General features: G+C 45.4%; 21 protein-coding genes and 1 tRNA gene. 20 read left to right on the forward strand and 2 right to left on the reverse strand.

Going from position 1 to position 24897, the window contains the following annotated elements; all coding sequences use genetic code 11:
* Positions 1-11 precede the first annotated feature (11 nt).
* From H70737_RS00885 to H70737_RS00940, 12 genes are all read left to right on the forward strand, one after another.
* Positions 12-1481, forward strand: a complete 1470-nt coding sequence (locus H70737_RS00885; protein ID WP_042184020.1) for a tagaturonate reductase — start codon at positions 12-14, stop codon at positions 1479-1481.
* 34 nt (positions 1482-1515) lie between these two features.
* Positions 1516-3006: a UxaA family hydrolase gene (locus H70737_RS00890; RefSeq protein ID WP_042193094.1), complete on the forward strand. Its 1491-nt coding sequence runs from the start codon at positions 1516-1518 to the stop codon at positions 3004-3006.
* A 202-nt stretch (positions 3007-3208) separates the two neighbouring features.
* Positions 3209-3436, forward strand: coding sequence for a DUF1858 domain-containing protein (locus H70737_RS00895; protein ID WP_042184022.1), 228 nt, complete (start codon positions 3209-3211; stop codon positions 3434-3436).
* Positions 3437-3476: 40 nt separating this feature from the next.
* Positions 3477-4739: a DUF438 domain-containing protein gene (locus H70737_RS00900; RefSeq protein ID WP_042184024.1), complete on the forward strand. Its 1263-nt coding sequence runs from the start codon at positions 3477-3479 to the stop codon at positions 4737-4739.
* A gap of 209 nt (positions 4740-4948) precedes the next feature.
* Complete coding sequence (locus tag H70737_RS00905) at positions 4949-5899, forward strand: ROK family glucokinase (RefSeq protein ID WP_042184026.1); 951 nt, start codon at positions 4949-4951, stop codon at positions 5897-5899.
* Positions 5900-5944: 45 nt separating this feature from the next.
* Positions 5945-6844, forward strand: coding sequence for an RNase adapter RapZ (gene rapZ / locus H70737_RS00910; RefSeq protein ID WP_042123306.1), 900 nt, complete (start codon positions 5945-5947; stop codon positions 6842-6844).
* Between the two features lie 57 nt (positions 6845-6901).
* Positions 6902-7849 carry a gluconeogenesis factor YvcK family protein gene (locus H70737_RS00915; protein ID WP_179085868.1) on the forward strand — a complete coding sequence of 316 codons (948 nt, stop codon included), beginning with the start codon at positions 6902-6904 and terminating at the stop codon, positions 7847-7849.
* Positions 7850-7993: 144 nt separating this feature from the next.
* Positions 7994-8923 (forward strand): DNA-binding protein WhiA, encoded by a 930-nt coding sequence (whiA, locus tag H70737_RS00920; protein WP_042123310.1) that lies wholly within the window; start codon positions 7994-7996, stop codon positions 8921-8923.
* Positions 8924-9020: 97 nt separating this feature from the next.
* A complete protein-coding gene (locus tag H70737_RS00925; protein ID WP_036687106.1) occupies positions 9021-9290 on the forward strand; it encodes an HPr family phosphocarrier protein in 270 nt (89 codons plus the stop codon).
* Between the two features lie 150 nt (positions 9291-9440).
* Positions 9441-10196, forward strand: a complete 756-nt coding sequence (locus H70737_RS00930) for an SIMPL domain-containing protein (protein ID WP_042184030.1) — start codon at positions 9441-9443, stop codon at positions 10194-10196.
* A 126-nt stretch (positions 10197-10322) separates the two neighbouring features.
* Positions 10323-11423 carry a PdaC/SigV domain-containing protein gene (locus H70737_RS00935; protein ID WP_052404102.1) on the forward strand — a complete coding sequence of 367 codons (1101 nt, stop codon included), beginning with the start codon at positions 10323-10325 and terminating at the stop codon, positions 11421-11423.
* An 85-nt stretch (positions 11424-11508) separates the two neighbouring features.
* Complete coding sequence (locus H70737_RS00940; RefSeq protein ID WP_042184032.1) at positions 11509-12147, forward strand: GDSL-type esterase/lipase family protein; 639 nt, start codon at positions 11509-11511, stop codon at positions 12145-12147.
* A 95-nt stretch (positions 12148-12242) separates the two neighbouring features.
* Here H70737_RS00940 and clpP read toward each other — a convergent pair whose 3' ends face one another.
* Entirely contained in the window at positions 12243-12839 is a 597-nt protein-coding gene (clpP, locus tag H70737_RS00945) for an ATP-dependent Clp endopeptidase proteolytic subunit ClpP (RefSeq protein WP_042184034.1), read from the reverse strand.
* Positions 12840-13032: 193 nt separating this feature from the next.
* Positions 13033-13107, reverse strand: a tRNA-Arg gene (locus tag H70737_RS00955).
* 433 nt (positions 13108-13540) lie between these two features.
* Between H70737_RS00955 and H70737_RS00960 the strand changes: the two genes are divergently transcribed.
* The 8 genes from H70737_RS00960 (at position 13541) to rnr (ending at position 24344) form a co-directional block, all read left to right on the forward strand.
* Positions 13541-14593, forward strand: a complete 1053-nt coding sequence (locus H70737_RS00960; protein WP_042123320.1) for a sugar-binding transcriptional regulator — start codon at positions 13541-13543, stop codon at positions 14591-14593.
* A 102-nt stretch (positions 14594-14695) separates the two neighbouring features.
* Positions 14696-15706, forward strand: a complete 1011-nt coding sequence (gap, locus tag H70737_RS00965; protein WP_036687120.1) for a type I glyceraldehyde-3-phosphate dehydrogenase — start codon at positions 14696-14698, stop codon at positions 15704-15706.
* Between the two features lie 116 nt (positions 15707-15822).
* Positions 15823-17004: a phosphoglycerate kinase gene (locus tag H70737_RS00970; protein WP_042184036.1), complete on the forward strand. Its 1182-nt coding sequence runs from the start codon at positions 15823-15825 to the stop codon at positions 17002-17004.
* 27 nt (positions 17005-17031) lie between these two features.
* A complete protein-coding gene (tpiA, locus tag H70737_RS00975) occupies positions 17032-17784 on the forward strand; it encodes a triose-phosphate isomerase (protein WP_042123325.1) in 753 nt (250 codons plus the stop codon).
* 1 nt (position 17785) lies between these two features.
* Positions 17786-19330, forward strand: coding sequence for a 2,3-bisphosphoglycerate-independent phosphoglycerate mutase (gpmI, locus tag H70737_RS00980; RefSeq protein WP_042123328.1), 1545 nt, complete (start codon positions 17786-17788; stop codon positions 19328-19330).
* A 68-nt stretch (positions 19331-19398) separates the two neighbouring features.
* Entirely contained in the window at positions 19399-20685 is a 1287-nt protein-coding gene (gene eno, locus H70737_RS00985) for a phosphopyruvate hydratase (RefSeq protein WP_042123330.1), read from the forward strand.
* Between the two features lie 211 nt (positions 20686-20896).
* Positions 20897-21130: a preprotein translocase subunit SecG gene (gene secG, locus H70737_RS00990; protein ID WP_042123332.1), complete on the forward strand. Its 234-nt coding sequence runs from the start codon at positions 20897-20899 to the stop codon at positions 21128-21130.
* Positions 21131-21476: 346 nt separating this feature from the next.
* Positions 21477-24344 carry a ribonuclease R gene (gene rnr, locus H70737_RS00995; protein WP_042193099.1) on the forward strand — a complete coding sequence of 956 codons (2868 nt, stop codon included), beginning with the start codon at positions 21477-21479 and terminating at the stop codon, positions 24342-24344.
* Positions 24345-24897: the final 553 nt, after the last annotated feature.

The raw sequence follows: 24897 nt of genomic DNA on the forward strand, positions 1-24897 counted from the left end.
GAGGCGTTTATATGAACAGATTAAATAGTGATAGTTGGAAAGCTTACAAGCAACATCCTGAGAAGGTACTGCAATTTGGAGAAGGCAATTTCATGCGCGCTTTTGTAGATTGGCAGATTCATATCATGAATCAAAAAACGGATTTCAATGGTGGCGTGGTGGTTGTACAACCGCTGGGCAACGGACTTGCAGATATGCTAAATGCTCAGAACGGTTTATATACGCTTTACCTCCAAGGAATCAAAGATGGAGCAGCGGTAAAAGAACATGAGGTCATCAACTGTATTACACGAACGCTTAATCCTTTTGCCCAGCATGAGGAGTATATGAAGCTTGCCGAGAATCCAGAGCTGCGCTTTATCGTGTCCAACACCACTGAGGCGGGAATTGCTTTTGAAGCAGGCGACAAGTTAACCGATGCTCCGCAGAGCAGTTTTCCAGGTAAACTGACGGCCTTATTGTATAAGCGTTTTGAATTTTTTAACGGTGATGCATCTAAAGGTTTTATCATCATTCCGTGCGAGCTGATTGACCGAAATGGGGATGAGCTTAAGAAGGTTATTTTGAAATATGCAGATTTATGGAATCTTGGAGAGGGCTTTGTAAACTGGCTGAATGAAGCTAACACCTTCTGCTGTAGTTTGGTGGACCGCATCGTTCCTGGATATCCAAGAGACACCATCGCTGAGATTACGGAAGAATTGGGCTATGAGGATAAGTTGGTCGTTGTCGGTGAGCAGTTCCATCTTTGGGTAATTGAAGGGCCGCAGTGGATTAAAGAGGAGTTCCCAGCTGAACTAGCAGGTCTTAATGTGCTCGTGGTAGATGATATGACCCCTTACCGGACGCGTAAAGTGAGAATTCTAAACGGAGCTCATACCGCGTTGACACCAGTAGCGTATTTGTACGGCATTGATACGGTTGCCGAGGCCATTGAGCACGAAGAGGTTGGGGCGTACGTGAAGTCCTTAATCTACGATGAGATCATTCCGACGCTGGATCTGCCGGTAGAGGAATTGAATTCTTTTGCAGACGCGGTATTGGAAAGGTTCCTGAACCCTTATGTGCAGCATTACTTGATGAGCATCTCCCTTAATTCTATCTCGAAATTTAAGACAAGAGATCTGCCTTCTTTATTGCAATATGTAGAGTCCAAAGGACAATTGCCCGAGAAGCTTGTTTTCTCAATGAGTGCATTAATTGCCTTCTATAAAGGACGTAGAGGGGAAGAAGAGATTCAGCTGGCGGATGATGCGGATATTTTGGAATGGTTCGCCTCCTTGTGGGGAGGATGGGATGGCACAGACACTGGGTTACGGGCACTGGCTGTCGAGGTATTAGCAGCGACAAATCGCTGGGGCTGTGACCTGAATGAAGTGGCTGGTCTTACTGACAAGGTGACAGAAGGGCTCATTGCGATTGAGAGAACAGGTATGAAGCAAGCGCTGCAAGCGTACGTGAAGAGACCTGCACACAACTAATACACAGGAGGTGGATAACGACATGATTAAGACTATGAAAGAGGTACTGCAGATCAACGAGGCTGATAACGTGGCAGTTGCACTTAAAGACTATCAAGCAGGCGACACCATTGTGATTGGTTCAAAAGAGATAAAAATTACGGAAGATATTGCTAGAGGTCATAAAATTGCACTAACCAGTATTAGCGAAGGCGAGAATGTATTGAAGTATGGTTATCCCATCGGTCATGCTAAAGCGCCTATCGTGCCGGGCCAGTGGGTGCATACCCATAATACGAAGACAAACCTAACAGGGGTTGAGGAATATACTTTTGAGCAGAAGCTGACCCCCAATCCTTTTAAAACGGAGAATTTGACCTTTAAGGGGTATCGTCGCTTTGACGGATCTGTAGGTATTCGTAATGAGCTGTGGATCGTCCCTACGGTTGGTTGTGTGAATGGAGTGGCGGAGCAGATCATCAATATTTTTAAGGCAGAGGTTGGGGATATTGCGCCGTTCGACAACGTGCTAGTACTTAAGCATAACTATGGTTGCTCCCAGCTGGGTGATGATCATGACAATACTCGTACAATACTTGCTAACGCGGTTAAGCATCCAAATGCGGGTGCCGTTCTTGTGCTCGGACTAGGTTGTGAGAATAACAATTTGCATATTTTTAAAGACATGCTGGGTAGTTACGATGAGGATCGAGTGCGTTTTCTTGTCTCCCAAGAGGTTGGAAACGAGATTGAAGAAGGCGTAAAGCTGCTGAAGGAACTCTACAATAACGTACAGGGCGATCATCGGGAAGAAGTCTCACTCTCTGAGCTGAAGATTGGTCTGAAGTGTGGAGGCTCGGATGGCCTGTCCGGGATTACAGCGAATCCCCTTCTTGGACGTCTGTCTGACTATATGGCTGCCCAAGGCGGCACAACTGTACTCACTGAAGTACCTGAAATGTTTGGCGCCGAAAAGATTCTGATGGAACGTGCTGCAGACGAAGCTATTTTCCACAAAATTGTTGATCTCATCAATGACTTTAAGCAGTATTTCATGGACTATAAACAGCCGGTATATGAAAACCCTTCACCAGGCAATAAAGCCGGAGGGATTACTACGCTTGAGGATAAATCGCTGGGTTGCACTCAAAAATCCGGTAATTCCACGGTAATGGATGTACTCAAGTACGGAGAGCTTATCACTAACAAAGGCTTAAATCTTCTTAACGCGCCGGGCAATGACCTAGTGGCTTCGTCGGCTCTGGCTGCTGCTGGCTGCCAATTGGTGATCTTTACGACCGGACGGGGGACACCTTTTGGTACATTCGTGCCAACAATGAAGGTGTCTACCAATACCCCATTGTACGAAGGCAAACGTCACTGGATCGATTTTAATGCGGGTGTGTTGGTTGAAGATGGTTCTCCAGATGAGGTCCTGCGTGACTTCATTAACTACATTATCAGCGTGGCTAGTGGGGAATGGGTAAATAACGAGAAGAATAACTTCCGCGAGATATCCATATTTAAAACAGGAGTAACTCTATAATAAATAATTTATTACGAATTAGACTGTCCCTTATGCTATTTAGCGTAGGGGGCAGTTTTTTTAATTTCACATTATTCATAATCCATCTTTAAAAGAACAGTCCTTGCTTTCTTCTGATTTAGTGATTGCAATCACTATTGCTTTGTACGGCCTATGCTAATCTGTTGTTGAGAATAGTTCTCATATAAAGGAGAAGAGTCCAATGGAAAAAATGCTGCGAATGGATGAGTCTATCTTCGAGATGGTATCCCGGCATCCAGAGGTCGTTGAGATTATGGTAGAGCTGGGCTTTAAGGACATTGCTAAGCCAGGTATGCTGCAGACTGCTGGCCGTTTCATGACCTTATCCAAAGGAATCAAGCTGAAGAAAATGGATCTTAACACCGTGAAGTTAGCATTTGAACGACACGGCTTCGAGATTATGAAATAAAGGAATCTATCATCAAAATTTCATTAAGGAGAGATCAATAATGAGTGAATTGATAAATAACCGCGAGGTTGATGTACCGGAGCAAACTCGTCGCCAAGCCATGCTCAAGGAGATTATTAAAGAACTGCATGCAGGCAAAAGTGTTGAAGAGGTTAAGGCACGCTTCGAGGAAGCTGTAGGTGATGTTACTGTTGCGGAAATCTCTGCAATGGAGCATTCGTTAATGACTGAAGAGGGAATTCCAGTATCCGAGGTACAGCGGCTTTGTTCGGTGCATACAGCAATATTCAAAGGCTCTATTGAGCAAATTCACCGCTCCTCAAAGCCTGAAGAACAACCCGGTCACCCAGTCCACACCTTCAAGCTAGAAAACCGTGAGATTGAAAGACTTGTGAACTTCCGTTTAGATTTGCATGCTGCAAAATTCCAGAAGAATGACAGCGAGGAGCTGATCTTTAAGCTGCTGGAGGATCTTAGCTTACTGCTGGATCTAGATAAACACTATAGTCGAAAAGAAAATCTGTTGTTCCCTTACCTTGAAAAATACGGCATTTATGGACCAACCAAGGTAATGTGGGGCGTGGATGATCATATCCGTCGTATGATTAAAGAGGCAAAAGCAGCGCTCAGCAGCTACAGCGGAAATGCAGCAGATATTGGTGTTCAACTTACGGAGATCATCAAGGAAGTTAATGAAATGATTTTTAAGGAAGAAAATATTTTATTGCCTATGTCGCTGGATAAATTGACGGAAGACGAATGGGTCAAAATCGCTCGGGAGAGCGATGAGATCGGATTCTGCCTAACGGCGCCGGAACAGGAGTGGATACCCGAACGTGCCGCAGAGCCGGAAGGTGCAGCATTGCAGGGTGAAGCAGTGGGAGCCGCTCCGCAAGAAGGGTTCATCCGTTTTGAGACAGGGCTGTTGTCATTGCATCAGCTCGAAACAGTACTCAATCACCTGCCAGTAGATCTGACATTCATTGATGAGAATGATGTCGTTCGATATTTTTCACACGGGAAGGAACGTATCTTTGCCCGAACTAAGGCAGTTATCGGCCGCACGGTACAGAACTGTCATCCGCCTCAAAGTGTTCATGTGGTGGAGAAGCTTCTGGAAGACTTTAAGGAAGGTCGTAAGGATGCTGAGGACTTCTGGATCAACATCAAGGATAAATTTATCTATATCCGTTATTTCGCTGTCCGCGACGAGACTGGTCGGTATATGGGTACGCTGGAGTTTACACAGAATATCGCACCTATCCGTGCACTGGAGGGGCAAAAGCGTATTTTGTCAGAATAAATGGGTGATTTAGGTTATTTTCCAGATAATAATATAGTCAGAAGACTCTCTTACTTAGTCGTAAGGGGGTCTTTTTAGAATATAATAGAGTATAGTATTAAAATAAGGAATTCCCGGGTGTGTTGTCTTTCCTTGACCACAGAGGGGGCTTCTATTATAGTTGGTACTTAGGATTAACTATTTTAGTATAAAAAAAGGTGGCTTGTTACATGTCTGAGAATATCTACGTTGGCGTGGATTTGGGTGGAACTGCAATTAAGGTTGGAATCTGCAATGCTGAGGGAACGCTACTGCATACTTATGAGGGACCCACAGGAACTGCAGAAGGTGTCGATACTGTTATCGATAATATCGAGAAGTATGTACGCCAAATTGTGGAGGATTCCCCGTACTCTTGGGATCAGCTTGCAGGTGTAGGCGCGGGCGTAGCAGGGTTCACAAATATTCGTGAAGGAATCATTATCCTTGCGCCCAACATAGGATTTAAAGATGTGCCGATTCGTTCCATTTTGGAAGACCGCTGGAACAAGCCTGTCAAAATAGACAATGATGCGAACGTGGCTGCACTGGGTGAAGCCTGGAGTGGTGCAGGACGCGGGATTGAAAACTGTGTCTGCTATACGCTAGGAACAGGTGTTGGTGGCGGAATCATTATTAACGGAAAGATTTATCAAGGTTTTGCAGGTCTAGCAGGTGAGCTTGGCCATATCACTGTAGTGCCGGATTTGGAAGCCATTCAATGTGGTTGCGGTAATATGGGATGTCTGGAAACCGTTTCCTCTGCTACAGGAATTATTCGTATGGCTAACGATGCAGTAGCTCGTGGTGATCGTACTTCCCTCTCAATGGTAGAGAAGATTGCTGCGAAGGAAGTCTTTGATGCGGCTAAGGCTGGCGATGAAGTAGCGATTCGCATAGTAAACCGTGCAGCATACTACCTGGGTAAATCTATGGCTTCTGTTGCAGCCGTGCTTAACCCTGAGGTCTTTATCATTGGTGGTGGTGTGTCTAAGGCTGGAGATATTCTATTTGATGAAGTTCGTCGTGTGTTTGCTAAGCTCGCACCGGCTCCGCTTCAGACTGGTGTTTCGATTATTCCTGCAGAGCTTGGTAATGATGCAGGTATTGTGGGTGCAGCAGGTCTTCTGCTTCGTTCTTAAAAGATAGGGAGTATTCATATACTAATTTAGGGAGGGGACGCTTTAATGACCGAATTGGACAATACTCCAACGGCTGGAGCCACCCTGATCATTATTACCGGAATGTCAGGTGCGGGTAAGACAATTGCTGTGCAGAGTCTGGAAGACCTAGGGTTCTTCTGTGTCGATAATTTGCCGCCGGTGCTGATCCCTAAGTTTGCAGAACTGATTGAGCAGTCGAAGGGTAAGATCGCCAAGGTAGCGCTTGTGATTGACCTGCGCGGTAGGGAATTCTTCACTGCTTTGTCCGAGTCTCTAGCCTATATTAAAGATGAGTCAACCATTGGCTGTGAAATCTTGTTCTTGGATGCTACGGATTCGGTGCTTGTGCAGCGTTACAAGGAAAGCCGGCGTCATCATCCTCTAGCGCCTAAGGGACTTCCGCTTGATGGTATCAAGCTGGAACGTAAAATGCTTGAGGAATTAAAGAATTCAGCTACATTATGTCTGGATACTAGCAGTATGAAACCAGTGCAGCTCAAGGAGAAGATCGTTTCTCGGTTCTCGCATTTAGGAAAAAGTACACTCTCCGTCAACATTACATCGTTCGGATTTAAGTATGGTATTCCTATTGATGCAGACCTCGTCTTCGATGTTCGCTTTTTGCCTAACCCACATTATGTGGATCACCTGCGGCCAAAAACAGGTCAGGACAGCGATGTCTATGACTATGTAATGAAGTGGCCTGAAACACAGGTGTTCCTGACCAAACTGCTCGATATGCTTCATTTCTTAATTCCGCAATATCGTAGGGAAGGTAAATCCCAGATTATTATCGGCATTGGCTGTACAGGCGGGAAACACCGTTCAGTAGCCATTTCTGAATATTTGGGCAAAATGCTGGGCGTCAGCGAAACGGAATCCGTAGCCGTTAGTCATCGGGATTCCGAGCGTGATCGGCACTAATGAGAGAAGGGGTCCATAGTGGCTGAAGAACAAAGACAGCGTCCACGTATCGTCGTTATGGGCGGTGGCACGGGGCTATCTGTCATGCTTCGCGGCTTAAAAGAAAAGCCGTTAGATATTACAGCTATAGTTACCGTAGCAGATGATGGAGGAAGCTCGGGCATTTTGCGCAGTGAACTGCAAATGCCGCCTCCTGGGGACATCCGTAACGTATTAACAGCTATGGCTGATGTAGAGCCGCTCATGGCGGATATTATGAGATATCGTTTCAACACGGGCGAAGGCTTGGCGGGTCATAGTCTTGGCAATTTAATTCTTGCCGCGCTTACAGATATATCAGGCGATTTTGTCACAGCTGTTCGTGAGCTTAGCCGATTATTTGCTGTTCGCGGAAGGGTATTACCCGCTGCGGGGGATGCCGTAGTATTGCGTGCAGAAATGTCAGACGGCACGATTATCACGGGTGAGTCTAAGATACCGGAAGCAGGCGGGATCATTAAACGGGTTTCTTTGGAGCCTGCTGATGTTGAACCGTTGCCTGAAGCACTTGAAGCGATTCGAAATGCTGATGCAATTCTTTTGGGGCCAGGTAGTCTATATACGAGCATTCTTCCGAACCTACTTGTTCCGAAGTTAGCAGAAGCAGTTGTATCTTCTGATGCAATCAAAATTTTTGTCTGCAATGTAATGACTCAGCCTGGTGAAACGGATAATTATACTGTAAATGACCATCTACAAGCCGTTTATGATCATATTGGGATTCATTTATTTGATTATATTATTGTGAATGACGGTGAAATTCCAGAGCAGGTGCAGTCGAAATACGCTGAGAAGGGTGCACGTCCGGTACAGCTCGACAAGGATGTACTAGAAGGCAGTGCATATAAAGTTATAGCGGATAAGCTAGTGTTATTCCGAACTTATTTAAGGCATGATACCGATAAGCTTAGTCATCATATCTATCAGCTTGTGCAAGATTGGATAAACAGAAACCCTAGGGTATAACTTAAAATATAAGAAAATATAAGTTTTACACCTATACTTTCTTATATTTCTCGCTTAAACGCTTACCGTCCTCAAAAGGACGCCGAAGGTGTTTATGCTTGTATATATGAATGACGTACTTATTTTCAGAAAGAGGTGAGACCCTTGTCTTTTGCGGCCCTTACAAAAAAAGAGCTGACGATGGTGGAGAGTGAGCCCTGTTGTGAGAAGGCGGAAATGTCAGCGCTTATCCGTATGAATGGATCTGTGCAGCTTTCAAGCAAAAAGGTGATTCTCGACATTTCGACGGAGAACGCCGCGATTGCAAGGCGGGTATATTCTTTGCTTAAGAAATATTACCAGGTCCATATTGAGCTACTCGTGCGTAAAAAAATGCGTTTGAAGAAAAATAACGTTTATATCGTTAGAATCCCTAGTCGCGTACAGGAAATCTTAAATGATCTCAGAATTGTGTCCGAAGGATTTATTTTTACCGACGGTATTGATAAAGAGATTGTTGGGAATAACTGCTGTAAGCGTGCTTATTTGCGGGGTGCCTTTTTGGCGGGCGGATCCGTTAATAATCCGGAGGGTTCCTCTTACCATTTGGAGATTTCCTCGATGTATGAGGAGCATTGTAAGGCGCTGGTCGATCTGGCTGGTGAATTTCACCTAAACGCACGCTGCATTGAACGTAAAAAAGGGTTCATTCTATACATTAAAGAAGGCGAGAAGATTATCGAATTCTTAAGTCTGATCGGGGCGCATCAAGCGTTGTTCAAATTTGAGGATGTAAGAATTATGCGCGATATGCGTAATTCCGTGAATCGGATCGTGAACTGCGAGACCGCGAATCTCAATAAAACGATAAGTGCCGCGGTGCGGCAGATTGAGAATATCAAACTGCTGCAGCGAGAAGTGGGTCTGGAGAGCTTACCGGATAAACTGCGAGAAGTTGCAGAAATTCGAATGGCACATCCAGATATCAACCTTAAAGAGGTTGGTGAAATGCTGAAAGGTACGGTTAGTAAGTCCGGAGTAAATCATCGACTTCGTAAGATTGATGAACTGGCGGACAAGGTTCGAGGCGGCTAGTCACTTTTTTTCTAGTGTGGTTTACGTTATAATGATATAATAATATAAAATTAATGTGAAATTTTTGGGGAGAACTCAATTAGGGGGTAAGCGTTTCATGACAAAGCACCCGGTAGTTGTTCGGTTGAAGACAGGGCTACACGCTCGACCGGCAGCATTGTTTGTGCAAGAAGCTAACAAGTTTTCGTCGGAGATTTTCGTGGAAAAAGACGATAAAAAAGTAAACGCCAAAAGTATTATGGGTATTATGAGCCTAGCGATCAGTTCCGGCACGGAGATCTATATCAGCGCGGATGGTGCAGACGCGGATCAAGCTGTAAACGCTTTGACGAGTCTCGTCAGCAAAGAAGAGCTTGAGAACCAATAATCTTTTGAAATGACTTTCTATCGCATGACTAAAAAGCCCCCAGGGGCTTTTTTTTATACCAAAAAATAGATTTCAACTGTGCAACATTTACCAAAAAGACTCGTCTAGAGGATAATAACAAATCACAAAAGATGAAAGGGGCTGGCAAATATGAAAGGTTTGGTAAAGAAGATTGGTTCAGTGTTGATCGTAGGGAGTTTGTTAATTGGAGGGATTAGCATGAGTGGTGTCTTCCAAGGTCCTGCAAAGGCTTATGCAGATGAAGTGCAGAAAAACGTCGTTAGTGTAGTAGGTAAAGGCGAATTGTCCATCAAGCCGGATATTGTATACCTGTCCATCGGTGTGGATACTACGGCTACAACTGCGCAAGAAGCGCAAAAAACAAATGCTGCTAAAATCCAAAAGATCACTACACTACTGAAGGGGACTTGGAAAATCGCAGATAAGGATATTCAAAGTACCCAATTCTATGTGCAACCCAACTACAGTTATAGCGAAAAAGAAGGACAGCAAGTGAAAGGATACAACGCGAATCATACACTGTTAGTGTCCTACAGAGATCTGACCAAGGTTGGTGAATTGCTAGACGCAGCATCTGCGGCGGGGGCAAATAATATCGGAAATGCACGTTTTTCCGTGGAAGATACTTCTGCCTTTGAAGCTCAGGTGATTGAAAAGGCGATGGCGAACGCAGATGTTAAAGCAGGTGCTATTGCTAAGGCAGCTAAACGTAGCTTGGGTCAAGTAATCACGGTCAGCCAAAATGATGGCAATGTCACTCCGGTTTATTTTGAACAGAATCTAAAAATGGAAATGGCTGCAGCAGATGCTGGTGCAAGCACATCCGTTCAACCGGGAGTAGTTAAAGTTACAACACAGCTGAGCGTAATGTATGAATTGAAATAGTAGCAGAACAAGATGATTGCAGAGAGGAGAGGTGATCTTCCACTAGTAATAGTGGGGGGCGCCTCTTTTTTTGTGTAAATTCTCTAAGATTAGGTTTAATAAACTGGAAAGGAGTGGGAAAATTAGATGGTGAATATCTCAAAAGAAACAGTACGCAAATGGGGCATAGGTTTGATGTCGGCGGGATTATTGCTTGGTGGAGGATTGCTGCCTAGTAATAAGGGTTATGCAGCGTCTGATCAGACGAAGAGCAAGGCTATTGCTGCAAGTATAGCTTTAAAGGCGAACGGGGTAATTTCTCAGCAGACAGGTGTTTTGCAGGAAGGGAAGGTCTGGATTCCGATTACCTTTATGCGTGATGTGCTGCAATTACCTCTAACTTATGATAAAAAAGAAAATGCATACACGATCGGAAAGGGAACGACTAAGGCCAAGTTGCTGTTATCTAGCTATGGTACTTCAATTTGGGTGAATAATTATTACATTCGAGAGTATGAAGGAAAGCTAATAAACAACCGGCTCTATGTTCCATCCGGTCTGTTAAATGATTATTTGGGCTATAAAGTGGATTGGAGTCGGGGCTCTAGTAGGTTGAATGTGGTGAATAGATCACAGAATGCGTTGATAGTAACCACGGAGACCTATGCTAAGGATCGGAAAGAGGCTTTGATCCAGCTTGATTATCCGAAGTTTAGTGGATTAAGCAATTCCAATGCACAGCAGGCCATGAATGATATTTTGAAAGAAAGTGCCATGAAATTTGCTGCAGGCGCAGAGAAGGATATCTCGAATCGATCCGGGTCAGAGCCTAAGTATACCTATGATATAGATTATGTGGTGACCTACAATCAGAATGGTGTGATCAGTTTGGTAATGTCACAGTATAGCGATACGGGCGGCGCTCATGGCATGACCAACCGGGAGGCTTTTACCTTTTCGCTCAAGGATGGCAAGCGTCTACTATTGGGCGACCTGTTTGGAGCCAATCCAAACTACAAAAAAGAGTTGAACGCTAAGCTGAACAAGCTAGTAAAATCGGAGGAAAGCTATTTGGGAGGATTCAACGGATTGAATACGGAAAAGTATTTTTATCTGAAGGATGATCAGGTCGTTCTGTTCTTCCAATTGTATGAATACACAGCTTATGCTGCGGGGTTCCCCGAATACATCTTTACTTTCAAAGAACTGTTGCCGGAAGGCGGTAGCCCATTTGCTGCTGTAAAATAAATAGAACTGGACATCTCCCCCTTACCAGAATCACCTCGAATTCATATGCTAAATGGAGTAACTAGTTTATGAACGGGGGAGAGCTATGAGCTATCAATACACTGCAATTGGCGATTCCTTGACGACTGGATTTGGCGCTCTGCCAGGTAACGGTTTTGTACCGGTGTACCGTAGAATGGCGGAAGGGAGACTGCGTTCTAACGTAGCCTCCACGAATTTGGGCGTGAATGGATTGACTACTTCTGAATTGGAACAGCGGCTACGCGGAAGCTCTATGACTCGTGAAGCCATTCGAGCAGCGGATATTATCACTCTATCCATTGGTGGTAATGATTTAATCCATGCAGCGAAGGCTGCAGCTAGACAACCTGAAAATTTATCTAAAGAGCTGCGAAGATCATTGCAAGAGTGCAAACAGAATTTTGCTGCAATTATGAGTATCCTCTTTCAATTGAAGGCGGGAACGCGTAGACCTTATATCATTCGAATTGTGGGATTGTATAATCCCTATCCTCAGGTAGTAGGCGCTACAGAGTGGGTAAGGCAGTTTAACAGTTATGCCTCACAGTACAGTAGCCGGGTATGTGGATTTGCTTCTATTTATAGTGAGTTTGCAGGAAACGAGAGAGGGCTTTTATCAATTGACCACTTACATCCTAATGGTCGAGGCTACCGTGTGATTGCTGAGAAACTGGATGCGCTTGGTTATGGTGGTTTGTATTAATTGAGATTCGTATGAAGTAGTGGTCTGAAAAGTAAAGAGGCTGTGCACTAACCATCAAGTGGATAGGGCACAGCCTCTTTGTGTTGTTTTATAGCTTACACACCGCTAGGCAGTGTTTTCTCGATGACTTTATCAACGATACCGTAAGCTGCCGCATCTGCAGCAGTCATGAAGTAATCACGATCTGTATCCTTCTCAATACGTTCTAGCGGTTGACCCGTACGTTCTGCAAGAATACGATTCAACTTATCACGCAATTTGAGGATACGACGGGCACGGATTTCGATATCCGTTGCTTGACCTTGAGCACCACCCAGAGGTTGGTGAATCATGATCTCACTGTTAGGCAGTGCGAAGCGTTTGCCTTTAGCGCCAGCGTTAAGTAGGAAAGCTCCCATAGAAGCTGCCATACCCACACAGATGGTGGAGACGTCCGGTTTAATGTACTGCATTGTATCAAAAATAGCCATACCTGCAGTAATGGAACCGCCGGGGCTATTCACGTAAAGGTGAATGTCCTTCTCCGGATCTTCGGCAGCCAAGAACAGCATTTGTGCGATGATAGAATTGGCTACCACGTCATTAACCTCCGTTCCAAGGAAAATGATGCGGTCCTTCAGCAGGCGGGAATAGATGTCATAAGCGCGCTCACCGCGGTTGCTCTGTTCTACTACCATAGGAATATAACTCACGTGGAAAACCTCCTTGATATTGGTTCTTCAAATGTATTCATTTTTACTCTTGCCGTATTACCCACATGATAAACAAATTCAAACAAAAAGTCAAAGAAAGTCAAACTTATATTCAAAAAAAAGAGCCGACACGCGGCTCTTTGGTTAAGTAGTAGTATAGGCACTACTAAATTATGTACAAAAGTGAAATTAATGGCGCGCCCGCCAAGAATCGAACTTGGATCTCAGGCTTCGGAGGCCTACGTCATATCCATTGGACCACGGGCGCAACAAAAATGATTATAATACAATTTCTGTGCAATTGCAATGGACAGGAAGAAACGAAGCTGTCGTCCTTTATTGACGACAACCGTTTCTCGTAGAAATATAAGGATGATATATAACGTGAAACCTGTAATTTCTTATATTTTTAATAATACTGTACACAGGCTCTATCCCTAGTCTTCAAGGTGGACAAGCGTACATTGTATTTCACTCAGCTAAAGAATCTGGATTGTTAATGACAGGTTTTTTGGAGCTGAACCTCTTTCCCAATCCTATAAATGTATAAGAAGACAAGCGCTTGAGAATTCTACTCTCGGAAGACTTGCACTTCGAGCAATATTTGGTTAGAATATGAGTGGGACTTAAAAAGTTTACCCGGGACATTTTGAGACCATGAACAAGGGAATAGAGGAAGACGAAGTTGCAGGAGTGAAAGTATGCGTAATTTATTAGATATCCAAAAGCAGCTTCTGCCTGATCTCATGGAAACCCTTAAGAGACGGTACACGATTCTTCATCAGATCATGCTGTCCGATATAATTGGGCGCAGAACGCTTGCCGCTTCGCTTGATATGACTGAGCGGGTACTGCGTGCCGAGACGGATCTTCTGAAATCGCAAGGGCTCATTGAGATCGAGAGCGTTGGCATGCGCATTAGCGCTGCTGGGCGTAGACTGCTTGATTTGCTAGAGCCGGTCGTTAAGAGCCTGTTTGGTCTGGATGAGCTGGAAGAGAAAATTCGGGCAACGTACGGTCTGGATAAAGTTATTGTGGTGCCGGGTGATTGTGAGTCATCGCCGTTCACCAAACGTGAGCTTGGCCGAGCGGGTGCAAAAGCGCTGCTCAGTGTACTTCGTACAGATGATATAGTTGCTGTCACAGGTGGATCAACGCTTGCCGATATGGCTGATCAACTGACACCGCCGTTATCCCTTTCCTATAAGAACGCTTGGTTTGTTCCGGCGCGTGGTGGATTAGGAGAGAGTATGGAGATTCAAGCCAATACGATTGCCTCAACAATGGCAAAGCGGGTAGGAGCGAATTACCGGTTGCTGCATGTACCTGATTTACTTAGTGGGGATGCCTACCAGTCACTAGCACTTGACTCTAATATTGGAGAGATTGTACAAATCATCCGCAGTTCGCGTATTATTGTACATGGGATTGGGGATGCCATTGAAATGACTCGCCGCCGCAAGCTGGATGAGGCAACTGTCTCAGAAATCCAGGGTGAGGGAGCCGTGGCTGAATCCTTTGGGTATTACTTTAACGAAGATGGTCAGGTTGTCCATACGATGCTTACGATGGGACTACGTCTAGAAGATATTGTTCGGACGGAGACAGTCATCGGTATTGCTGGAGGCAAACCAAAGGCCAAAGCCATTCATGCCATGCTGCGTTTCGGGCAGGAGAATATACTCGTCACCGACGAGGCTGCTGCTGTGGAAATCGGCAAGGAAATTGATAATCAGTTACAGATATCCTCGTAACTCACTAGAGCATACATCTTGCATCATACTTAACATTGTTGTCATGACAGGCTTCACGGTCTGTTTTGAATAAATAAAACGAATTCTAGGAGGAACTATTCAATGAGTGTAAAAGTTGGAATTAACGGATTTGGACGTATTGGACGCCTTGCTTTCCGCCGTATTCAAAATGTAGAAGGTATCGAAGTGGTAGCAATCAACGACTTGACTGACGCTAAGATGCTTGCTCATTTGCTTAAATATGATACAACTCAAGGTAAATTCCAAGGTGATGTTGAAGTGCATGATGGCTTCTTCAAAGTCAATGGCAAAGAAGTTAAGGTTCTTGCTAACCGCAACCCTGAAGAATTGCCATGGGGCGACCTAGGCGTTGATATCGTACTTGAGTGCACAGGTTTCTTCACAACTAAAGAAGCAGCTGAAAAACACTTGAAAGGTGGAGCTAAGAAAGTAGTTATCTCCGCTCCAGCTACTGGCGACATGAAAACTGTCGTTTACAACGTTAACGATGACATTCTTGATGGTACTGAGACTGTTATTTCCGGCGCATCTTGCACAACGAACTGCCTAGCTCCAATGGCAAAAGTATTGAACGACAAGTTCGGTATCGTTGAAGGCTTGATGACTACAATTCACGCTTACACTGGTGACCAAAACACTTTGGATGCTCCACACGCTAAAGGTGACTTCAGACGCGCTCGTGCAGCAGCTGAGAACATCATTCCTAACACTACTGGTGCTGCTAAAGCAATCGGTCTTGTTATTCCAGAACTTAAAGGTAAATTGGATGGCGCGGCTCAACGTGTTCCAGTTGCAACTGGTTCCCTGACTGAGCTTGTAACTGTTCTTGATAAGAGCGTTACTGTTGAAGAAATCAACGCAGCAATGAAAGCAGCTTCCGATCCAGACACTTATGGTTACACTGAAGATGAAATCGTATCTTCCGATATCAAAGGTATGACTTTCGGATCCCTGTTCGATGCTACACAAACTAAAGTATTGACTGTTGGCGACAAACAACTCGTTAAGACTGTTGCTTGGTATGACAATGAAATGTCCTACACTGCACAATTGGTTCGTACTTTGGAGAAATTCGCTAAAATCGCTAAGTAATTGACTTGATATAAGTAACATCTATAGAGCGGAAACAGAAGTTCCTTGTTTCCGCTCTTTCTAAATGTATTTCTTGTTTCCTGCTAGAAACAACTTTGGGTGTGGAGGAATTAATCATGAACAAAAAGAGCGTCCGTGATGTAGAAGTAAAGGGTAAACGCGTATTTGTACGCGTGGATTTCAACGTACCTGTAGAAGACGGTAAGATTACTGATGATACTCGTATTCGCGAAACCCTTCCAACCATTAAATATTTGATTGAGAACGGTGCAAAGATCATTCTTGCGAGTCACATGGGTCGTCCTAAAGGTCAATTCGTAGATTCCATGCGTTTGACTACTGCTGCTGAGCGTCTGTCCGAGCTTCTTGGCAAACCAGTAGCTAAAGCTGACGAAGCTGTTGGCGAAGCTGTCAAAGCAAAAATTGCTGAGCTAGGCGAAGGCGACGTACTTGTACTTGAGAATGTTCGTTTCTACCCAGGCGAAGAAAAGAACGATCCTGAATTGGCTAAACAATTCGCTGAACTGGCTGATTTGTTCGTCAATGATGCGTTTGGTGCGGCTCACCGTGCACATGCATCGACAGAAGGTATCGCTCATTTCTTACCAGCTGTATCCGGTCTTTTGATGGAGAAAGAATTGACCGTTCTTGGTAAAGCTCTTACTAACCCAGAACGTCCTTTCACTGCGATCATCGGTGGTTCGAAAGTTAAAGACAAGATTGATGTTATTGATAACTTGTTGTCTTTGGCTGATAACGTCCTGATCGGCGGTGGATTGTCTTATACATTCACTAAAGCACAAGGCTTTGAAATCGGTAAGTCACTTGTAGACAACGACAAACTTGACGTTGCTCTTGGATTCATCGAAAAAGCTAAAGCACTTGGCAAAAACTTCATGCTTCCTGTTGATGTTGTGGTTGCTGATAAATTCGGTGCTGATGCTAACACTAAGATCGTTAATTACAATGAAATCCCAGAAGGTTGGGAAGGACTTGATATCGGACCTAAGACTCGTGAACTTTATGCCGATATTATCAAGAACTCCAAGCTGGTTGTCTGGAATGGACCTATGGGCGTATTCGAAATCGATAAATTCGCTGAAGGTACACTTGCAGTAGCAAAAGCTTGTGCAACAACTGAAGGTTACACTGTTATTGGCGGCGGAGATTCCGCAGCAGCAGCAGAAAAATTCCACCTGGCTGACCAAATGGATCACATCTCCACTGGTGGCGGTGCATCCCTTGAGTTCATGGAAGGCAAGGCGCTTCCTGGCGTAGAAGCACTGAACGACAAGTAAGACGTATAGAAGGAGGCAATTTAATTCATGAGAACACCAATTATTGCGGGTAACTGGAAGATGTTCAAAACAGTTCCTGAAGCAGAAAGCTTTATTGCTGACATCAAAGGCAAAGCAGAAGTAGAAGGCGTTGAGACTGTAATCTGCGCCCCATTTACTAACCTGCCTGCACTTGTAGCAGCTGCAAAAGGTACAGACATCAAGATTGGCGCACAGAACCTGCACTTTGAAGATAACGGTGCTTACACAGGAGAAATCAGTGGTGTAATGCTTAGCGATCTTGGCGTAGACTATGTAATCATTGGTCACTCAGAGCGTCGTGCTTATTTTGGCGAAACAGATGAAATCGTGAATAAGAAAATGCATGCTGCATTCCGTCACGGTATCACTCCAATCGTATGTGTTGGCGAAAAGCTCGAAGAGCGTGAAGCTGATCAAACTAAAGCAGTATGTAAAGTACAAACTGAAGCTGCATTCCAAGGACTTAGTGCCGAGCAAGCAGCAAAAGTTGTCATTGCATACGAACCTATCTGGGCTATTGGCACAGGTAAATCTTCCACTTCCCAAGATGCTAACGAAGTTATTGCTTACATCCGCAGTCTTGTAAAAGATTTGTATGATGTTGCAACAGCTGAAGCTGTTCGTATTCAATACGGCGGCAGCGTGAAGCCTGAGAATGTAACTGAGTACATGGGCCAAAGCGACATCGATGGTGCGCTTGTTGGCGGTGCCAGCTTGCAGCCTGCTTCCTTCGTTCAATTGGTTGAGGGGGCGAAGTAAGATGTCAGCTCCAAGACCTGTAGCTTTGATCATCATGGATGGTTTCGGTTTGCGTGGAACATCTGAAGGTAACGCCGTTGCTCAAGCTAACAAACCTAACTATGACCGTTACTTGAAACAATATCCTAATACTACCCTTACTGCTTGTGGTGAAGCTGTTGGTCTTCCAGAAGGCCAAATGGGCAACTCTGAAGTAGGGCACTTAAATATTGGTGCAGGACGGATTGTATACCAGGATTTGACTCGTATCGATAAATCGATCCGTGAGGGCGAATTCTTCGATAATGAAACACTGGTAGCCGCAGTTAGAAATGCTAAGAACACAGGTAAAAAGCTTCATCTTTACGCGCTTGTATCCGACGGAGGGGTACATAGCCATATTAATCACCTGTTTGCTATGCTTGACCTGGCTAAGAAAGAAGATATGCACGAAGTGTATATCCATGCTTTCATGGATGGCCGGGACGTACCTCCAGATAGTGGTAAGAAGTTTGTTCAAGATCTGGTTGCTAAGATTGAAGAAGTTGGAGTAGGTACAATTGCAACGGTATCCGGGCGTTATTACGCAATGGACCGTGACAAACGTTGGGATCGTGTAGAAAAAGCTTATCGTGCTATGGTTTATGGCGAAGGACCGAAATACACAGATGCTCTGCAAGCTATCACTGCTTCTTATTCAAATTCCGTATTCGACGAATTCGTTGAACCTAGCGTGATTGTAGACAGTGAAGGCAAGCCGGTAACGGCAGTAGAGAGCGGCGATTCCGTCGTGTTCCTCAACTTCCGCCCTGACCGTGCTATTCAGTTGTCACAAGTGTTCACGAATCAAGATTTCCGTGGTTTCGACCGGGGTCCTTTGTTCCCGCAAGACTTGCACTTCGTATGCCTGACTACTTTCAGTGAAACGGTACAAGGTTATGTAGCCTATTCACCGAAGAACCTGGATAACACATTGGGTGAAGTACTTGTGCAACACAACAAGAAGCAACTGCGCATCGCGGAAACTGAGAAGTATCCGCACGTAACGTTCTTCTTCAGTGGTGGACGTGATGAGGAACTTCCAGGAGAAACTCGTATCTTGATCAACTCTCCTAAAGTGGCAACCTATGATCTTCAACCCGAGATGAGTGCTTACGAAGTGGCTGCAGCCTGCGTAGCAGAAATCGAAGCGGAAAGACAGGATGCTATTATCCTTAACTTTGCAAACCCTGATATGGTTGGACACTCCGGTATGCTGGAGCCAACAATCAAGGCTGTAGAGGTAACTGATGAGTGTGTAGGTAAAGTAGTGGACGCAGTAGTTGCCAAGGGTGGCGTTGCGATCATTATCGCCGATCACGGTAATGCAGACATGGTATTTGATGAGAACGGTCGTCCGTTCACAGCTCATACCACTAACCCGGTTCCGTTCATCCTTACGGATGAAAATGTTGTATTGCGCGATCGCGGTATCCTTGCTGATGTAGCACCAACCATTCTGGATCTGATGGGAATTCCGCAACCTGCGGAAATGACTGGTCAATCCATGATCGCTAGTCGCAAATAAGGAAACAATACCTAAGATTAAGCTTCAACAATCAAAACCAAAACATTGTTTAAAGGAGATTAACTAAAATGACTATTATTTCTGATGTTTATGCTCGCGAAGTCCTTGACTCCCGTGGTAACCCTACTGTAGAGGTTGACGTTTATCTTGAATCCGGTGCTAAAGGCCGCGCTATCGTTCCTTCCGGTGCTTCCACTGGCGCTCATGAAGCTGTAGAGCTTCGTGATGGCGACAAATCCCGTTACATGGGTAAAGGCGTTCTGAAAGCTGTTGAGAACGTAAATGAAATCATCGCTCCAGAAGTTATTGGTATGGACGCTCTTGACCAAGTGGGCATCGACAAATTGATGATCACTTTGGACGGAACTCATAACAAAGGTAAATTGGGCGCTAACGCAATCCTAGCTGTATCCATGGCCGTAGCTCGTGCAGCTGCAGCAGCATTGGATATTCCTTTGTACGTATACCTGGGCGGATTCAACGCTAAAACTCTTCCAGTACCAATGATGAACATCATCAATGGTGGTGAGCATGCGGACAACAACATCGACGTTCAAGAGTTTATGGTTCTTCCTGTAGGAGCTCCAAGCTTCAAAGAAGCTCTTCGTACAGGTGCTGAAATCTTCCACAACTTGAAATCCGTACTTCAATCCAAAGGCCTGAACACAGCTGTTGGTGACGAAGGTGGTTTCGCACCAAACCTTGGTTCGAATGAAGAAGCAATCACTACAATTATCGAAGCTATCGAAAAAGCTGGTTACAAACCAGGCGTTGACGTATTCTTGGGTATGGACGTTGCTTCCACTGAGTTCTACAAAGACGGTAAATACACACTTGCTGGCGAAGGTAAATCTTACACTTCCGCTGAGTATGTTGACCTTCTTGCTTCATGGGTTGAGAAATACCCAATCATCACAATCGAAGACGGTATGTCCGAAGACGACTGGGATGGTTGGAAATTGCTTACTGAAAAATTGGGAGACAAAGTTCAATTGGTTGGTGACGACTTGTTCGTTACAAACACTGAGCGTCTTGCAACAGGTATCGAAAAAGGTATCGGTAACTCCATCTTGGTTAAAGTTAACCAAATTGGTACATTGACTGAAACTTTCGATGCTATCGAAATGGCTAAACGTGCTGGTTACACAGCAGTTATCTCTCACCGTTCCGGTGAATCCGAAGATAGCACAATCGCTGACATCGCTGTTGCGACTAACGCTGGTCAAATCAAAACAGGTGCTCCTTCCCGTACAGACCGTGTTGCTAAATACAACCAATTGCTTCGCATCGAAGACGAGTTGGGTGAATTGGCTCAATACAACGGCCTGAAATCCTTCTACAACCTTAAAAGATAATCTGCTTTTATAGCAGAGTACGAAGACCCGCCATTATGGCGGGTCTTTTTTTAATATGTGTTTATCCTAATCTTTCAAGAAAAGCTACGACTTAACAGTCTAGGCGGTTGTATTACCGGCACTGCTATGATAAAATAAGAGTACTGTTTATGTATCGTGATAACCTCAATTACCATAGATAGTGATGCTTAGGCGTAGGAGGTGGAAGTGAATGGATATCTTTTTGAAAGTTGTGCTCCTGATTTTTTCCGTCGGTCTTATTGCGGTCGTTCTTCTGCAAAAGGGGAAAAGCGCGGGTCTTTCCGGTGCCATCTCCGGTGGTGCTGAGCATCTCTTTGGTAAAACAAAAGCTCGTGGTATGGAACTCGTACTACAACGTGTAACAGTTGGACTTGCTGCAGGATTCTTCATTATGGCGATTCTAGCTGCTGTTTTCATTGACTAAAGTACCTACAGTAAGCCCTCGCTCTGTTCTGAATGGAATGGTGCGAAGGCTTTTTTGTTATAATAAAAAGGGGATAAAGCACCTGCAGGTGCTTTTCTTTGCATAGCAGAAAGAATAAGATTCGATACGGTAAAGCCTTAATAAATAAGCTTTCTCCTTCGATGTGAATGAAATTTCGTACTGCGTTTACCTTTGGATGACAGTAACAGGGATGCGCAGGATTGATTTCGTGTATACTAGGGTATGAAGTAGGTAAAGGTAAATTTTACTTGGCATTACTACAGAGCAGGACAAGACATACATATTTGCCAGCGGCTTGGAGCCGCGGAGGGCTGGGGTGACGAACATGATAACACAAGAAATATTACTCGATTTCATGCGGGAAACTGCATATAAACCAATGACTTATGAAGAGCTGGTGAGCCATTTTGCTCTAGAAGATAGCACAGGGTTTAAAAAGTTCGAGGAACTACTAATTGAATTAGAGCAGGACGGAAGAATTGTATTAACTCGTAATGCACGTTATGGCGTGCCGGAACGAATGGATTTACTGCGAGGCCGGTTACAGGCTCATGCGAAAGGCTTCGCTTTTCTTATCCCGGATGATCGTGATCATCCTGACGTATATATCCATGCGAATGATCTTAAGGGAGCTATGAATGGTGATATCGTCCTTATCCGTATTACCTCTAAAAGTCCGTCCGGCGGACGTATGGAAGGCGAAGTTGAGCGCATTGTAAAACGGGGAGTATTGCAGACGGTTGGCGTATTTCAAAATCTGGAGACCTATGGCTTTGTGCTGCCTGATGATAAACGGATTAACCGCGATATTTTTATTCCGAAGCAATCCTTCATGGGGGCGGTAGACGGTCAAAAGGTCGTTGTACGTATCGTGAATTATCCAGAAGGCCGATCAGCGGCAGAGGGTGAAATTATTGAGATCCTCGGACATAAGGATGATCCAGGAGTCGATATTCTATCTATTATCCGTAAGCATCAGCTGCCAGAGGCCTTTCCGGCTGAAGTGATGAACGAAGCGGACAACGCTCCGGATTCAATCACAGAAGAGGAAATTGCTGAGCAGGGACGTCGCGACTTGCGCGGACTAAACATTGTCACGATTGATGGTGAGGATGCTAAGGACCTGGATGATGCGGTTAATGTTCAGCGACTGGAGAACGGAAACTACAAGCTAGGCGTGCATATTGCGGATGTAGGTTATTACGTACGCGAGAGCTCTGAGCTCGATAAAGAAGCCTATGATCGGGGCTGTAGTGTGTACTTGGTGGATCGGGTGATTCCGATGCTGCCTCACCGTTTGTCTAACGGTATTTGTAGTTTGAATCCACAGGTAGACCGCTTAACGATGTCCTGCGAGATGGAATTTAACGAACACATGAAGGTCGTGAAGCACGATGTCTTTACAAGTGTGATTCGCACCAAGGAAAGAATGACTTATTCCAATGTCCGCAAAATTTTGGAGGATGAAGACGCTGAATTGCTGGAGCGCTATAGTCCATTAATTGATGATTTCCGTCTCATGAAAGAATTGGCGATGAAGCTGCGTGATGCACGGATGCGGCGAGGCGCGGTTGATTTTGATTTTGAAGAAAGCAAAATCATCGTAGATGAGAACGGCAAGGCTGTAGATATTGTGAAGCGTGAGCGTTCTGTAGCTGAGCAGATTATCGAGGAATTTATGCTCGCGGCGAATGAAACAGTTGCGGAGCATTTTCACTGGTTGAAGGTTCCGTTCCTTTACCGGATTCATGAAGATCCAGATCCAGAGAAGCTGCAGAATTTTATGGCTTTTGCAGCTAATTTCGGATATCACGTGAAGGGACGTGGCAATTCGGTTCATCCACGTGCTTTGCAGGATCTGTTGGAGCAAATCCAAGGGACTAAAGAACAGACCGTTATTAGCACAATGATGTTACGCTCCATGAAGCAGGCGAAATATGATGCGGAGAGCACAGGCCATTTCGGACTGGCTGCGGAATACTATTCCCACTTCACTTCGCCGATTCGCCGTTACCCCGATCTGGTCATTCACCGCGTAATGCGTGAAGTGATTGAGAATGGAGGGGCGCTGAGCCAAAAACGACATGATTATTTGGCCGGCCGGATGCCTGACATTGCTCAGCAGTCCTCGGAGCGTGAGCGTGTAGCGGTAGAAGCAGAACGCGATACAGAACAGCTGAAGAAAGCTGAATACATGCAGGATAAAGTAGGCGAGGAATTCGAGGCAATGGTCAGCAGTGTGACCAGCTTCGGAATGTTCATCGAGCTGGACAATACCGTCGAAGGCCTTATTCGTCTCAGCGCTATGAGCGACGATTATTATCACTTCGACGAGGCCCATATGGCGCTCATCGGCGAGCGCACATCACGGGTGTTCCGTATTGGCGACGAGGTGAAAATTCGAGTCGCCAAGGTAAACATGGATGACCACACGATCGATTTCGAGTTGGTCGACATGAAACCACGCGCGCCAGGTGAGCATCGCGGCGGTGGTTTTGGAGGCGGCCGCGGTGGCAAAGGCGGCCGTCCAGGTAGCGGCGGCTTCAAGGCGCCAGCCGGGGGTAAAGGCGGCGCGGGCAGCAAGGGCCGCGGCGGTAAAGGCAAGCCCGGCGCTGCTGTAGGCGCGGGCAAGGGCAAGCCGGGCGCTGGTGTGCGCGTCGGCGAAGCGGCCGGTGTTGGAGCACCGGGCGGACGCGGAAAGCGGAAGCGCGGGCGTGATGCCGGCGAGGATGCGAGCCGGGTAATTGCGGCGCCGGGCGGAAGCACCGGCGCAGAGCGCGGGGGCGAAGCCGGCAACGCAGGCGCGCCACGTGAGCGCAGCGGCGGGCGAGGCCGCGGCGGTGACAACGGCGGTGCCGGTGGTGGACGCGGCATCAGCTTCGGCTTTGGCTCCGGCAAAGGCGGATACGGCGCTCCTGCGTCTGACTCTTCCGGCGGCGAGGTCCGCGGCCTGGACGGCAGCACGAAGTTCCGTAGCCGAGAGGACCGCGGCGGTAACTTTGGCGGTGGAGAAGGCCGTAGCGGCGCTCCAACAGGTAAAGGTCGCCGGAAAAAGAAGAACAAAAGCGGTGTGTTCATCGGTCAATCCGTGACACCGGGCAACGTTCAGACGTCGGAACAAGCCGCTTCTAAACGTAGTGACACTACAGGCAGCGCTCCAGACGGAGCTCCTCGTAAGAGAAAGAAGAAATAAATAACGTTATTGGGCTACATTACGTAGCTCTATGACGCAAAATTAAGCACTGCCCCCTTTGATTGGGGGCGGTGCTTTTTTAATTCTTTTTCGCTGCTCAAGTGTGAAATTCTCATTTCTGACCGAGACTATTGGTTGCCACAAGTTTGTTGATTAATAATCAGAAGAAGCTAGGTTGCAGCGTTGTTTGTAACTATGACACTTGGGTTGGAGCAAAGTAACACGTGCTATCACGATGCTTATTTTTTAATTGCATAATGTGCAGTTAAAATTCCGGCGTTTCAGTAGAGATTGAGGTTAATTGCACTTTGTACATTAAAATGTGATCAGTATCTTCAAAACCGCATGATTTCGAGTTATTAACTGTAGAAAGTACAACTAAACAACCATCGAGCGTTTAAATATATTAAATAGATGTATAAAGTACATTTATGTAGCTTTAGGGTAGCGTCGGAGGGAGAGAGTGAATAGAAAGGGTATGAGTTGACTGGGATGTGTGAATATAGAAACATAAACACTCGTTTATCAATAAATGTAATTAAAGTTAACTATT

Origin of the sequence: Paenibacillus sp. FSL H7-0737 (genome assembly GCF_000758545.1) — a bacterium.
Taxonomy (GTDB): Bacteria; Bacillota; Bacilli; order Paenibacillales; family Paenibacillaceae; genus Paenibacillus_AQ.

Bases quoted from the DNA above. Each gene is read 5' to 3' on its own strand.
- H70737_RS00900 (WP_042184024.1), top strand. From the start codon at position 3,477: ATGAGTGAATTGATAAATAACCGCGAGGTTGATGTACCGGAGCAAACT.
- H70737_RS00930 (WP_042184030.1), top strand. From the start codon at position 9,441: ATGAAAGGTTTGGTAAAGAAGATTGGTTCAGTGTTGATCGTAGGGAGT.
- gap (WP_036687120.1), top strand. From the start codon at position 14,696: ATGAGTGTAAAAGTTGGAATTAACGGATTTGGACGTATTGGACGCCTT.
- H70737_RS00940 (WP_042184032.1), top strand. From the start codon at position 11,509: ATGAGCTATCAATACACTGCAATTGGCGATTCCTTGACGACTGGATTT.
- H70737_RS00885 (WP_042184020.1), top strand. From the start codon at position 12: ATGAACAGATTAAATAGTGATAGTTGGAAAGCTTACAAGCAACATCCT.
- H70737_RS00915 (WP_179085868.1), top strand. From the start codon at position 6,902: ATGGGCGGTGGCACGGGGCTATCTGTCATGCTTCGCGGCTTAAAAGAA.
- eno (WP_042123330.1), top strand. From the start codon at position 19,399: ATGACTATTATTTCTGATGTTTATGCTCGCGAAGTCCTTGACTCCCGT.
- H70737_RS00895 (WP_042184022.1), top strand. From the start codon at position 3,209: ATGGAAAAAATGCTGCGAATGGATGAGTCTATCTTCGAGATGGTATCC.
- H70737_RS00925 (WP_036687106.1), top strand. From the start codon at position 9,021: ATGACAAAGCACCCGGTAGTTGTTCGGTTGAAGACAGGGCTACACGCT.
- secG (WP_042123332.1), top strand. From the start codon at position 20,897: ATGGATATCTTTTTGAAAGTTGTGCTCCTGATTTTTTCCGTCGGTCTT.
- rapZ (WP_042123306.1), top strand. From the start codon at position 5,945: ATGACCGAATTGGACAATACTCCAACGGCTGGAGCCACCCTGATCATT.
- H70737_RS00935 (WP_052404102.1), top strand. From the start codon at position 10,323: ATGGTGAATATCTCAAAAGAAACAGTACGCAAATGGGGCATAGGTTTG.
- gpmI (WP_042123328.1), top strand. From the start codon at position 17,786: ATGTCAGCTCCAAGACCTGTAGCTTTGATCATCATGGATGGTTTCGGT.
- H70737_RS00890 (WP_042193094.1), top strand. From the start codon at position 1,516: ATGAAAGAGGTACTGCAGATCAACGAGGCTGATAACGTGGCAGTTGCA.
- H70737_RS00905 (WP_042184026.1), top strand. From the start codon at position 4,949: ATGTCTGAGAATATCTACGTTGGCGTGGATTTGGGTGGAACTGCAATT.
- tpiA (WP_042123325.1), top strand. From the start codon at position 17,032: ATGAGAACACCAATTATTGCGGGTAACTGGAAGATGTTCAAAACAGTT.
- H70737_RS00970 (WP_042184036.1), top strand. From the start codon at position 15,823: ATGAACAAAAAGAGCGTCCGTGATGTAGAAGTAAAGGGTAAACGCGTA.
- H70737_RS00960 (WP_042123320.1), top strand. From the start codon at position 13,541: ATGCGTAATTTATTAGATATCCAAAAGCAGCTTCTGCCTGATCTCATG.
- rnr (WP_042193099.1), top strand. From the start codon at position 21,477: ATGATAACACAAGAAATATTACTCGATTTCATGCGGGAAACTGCATAT.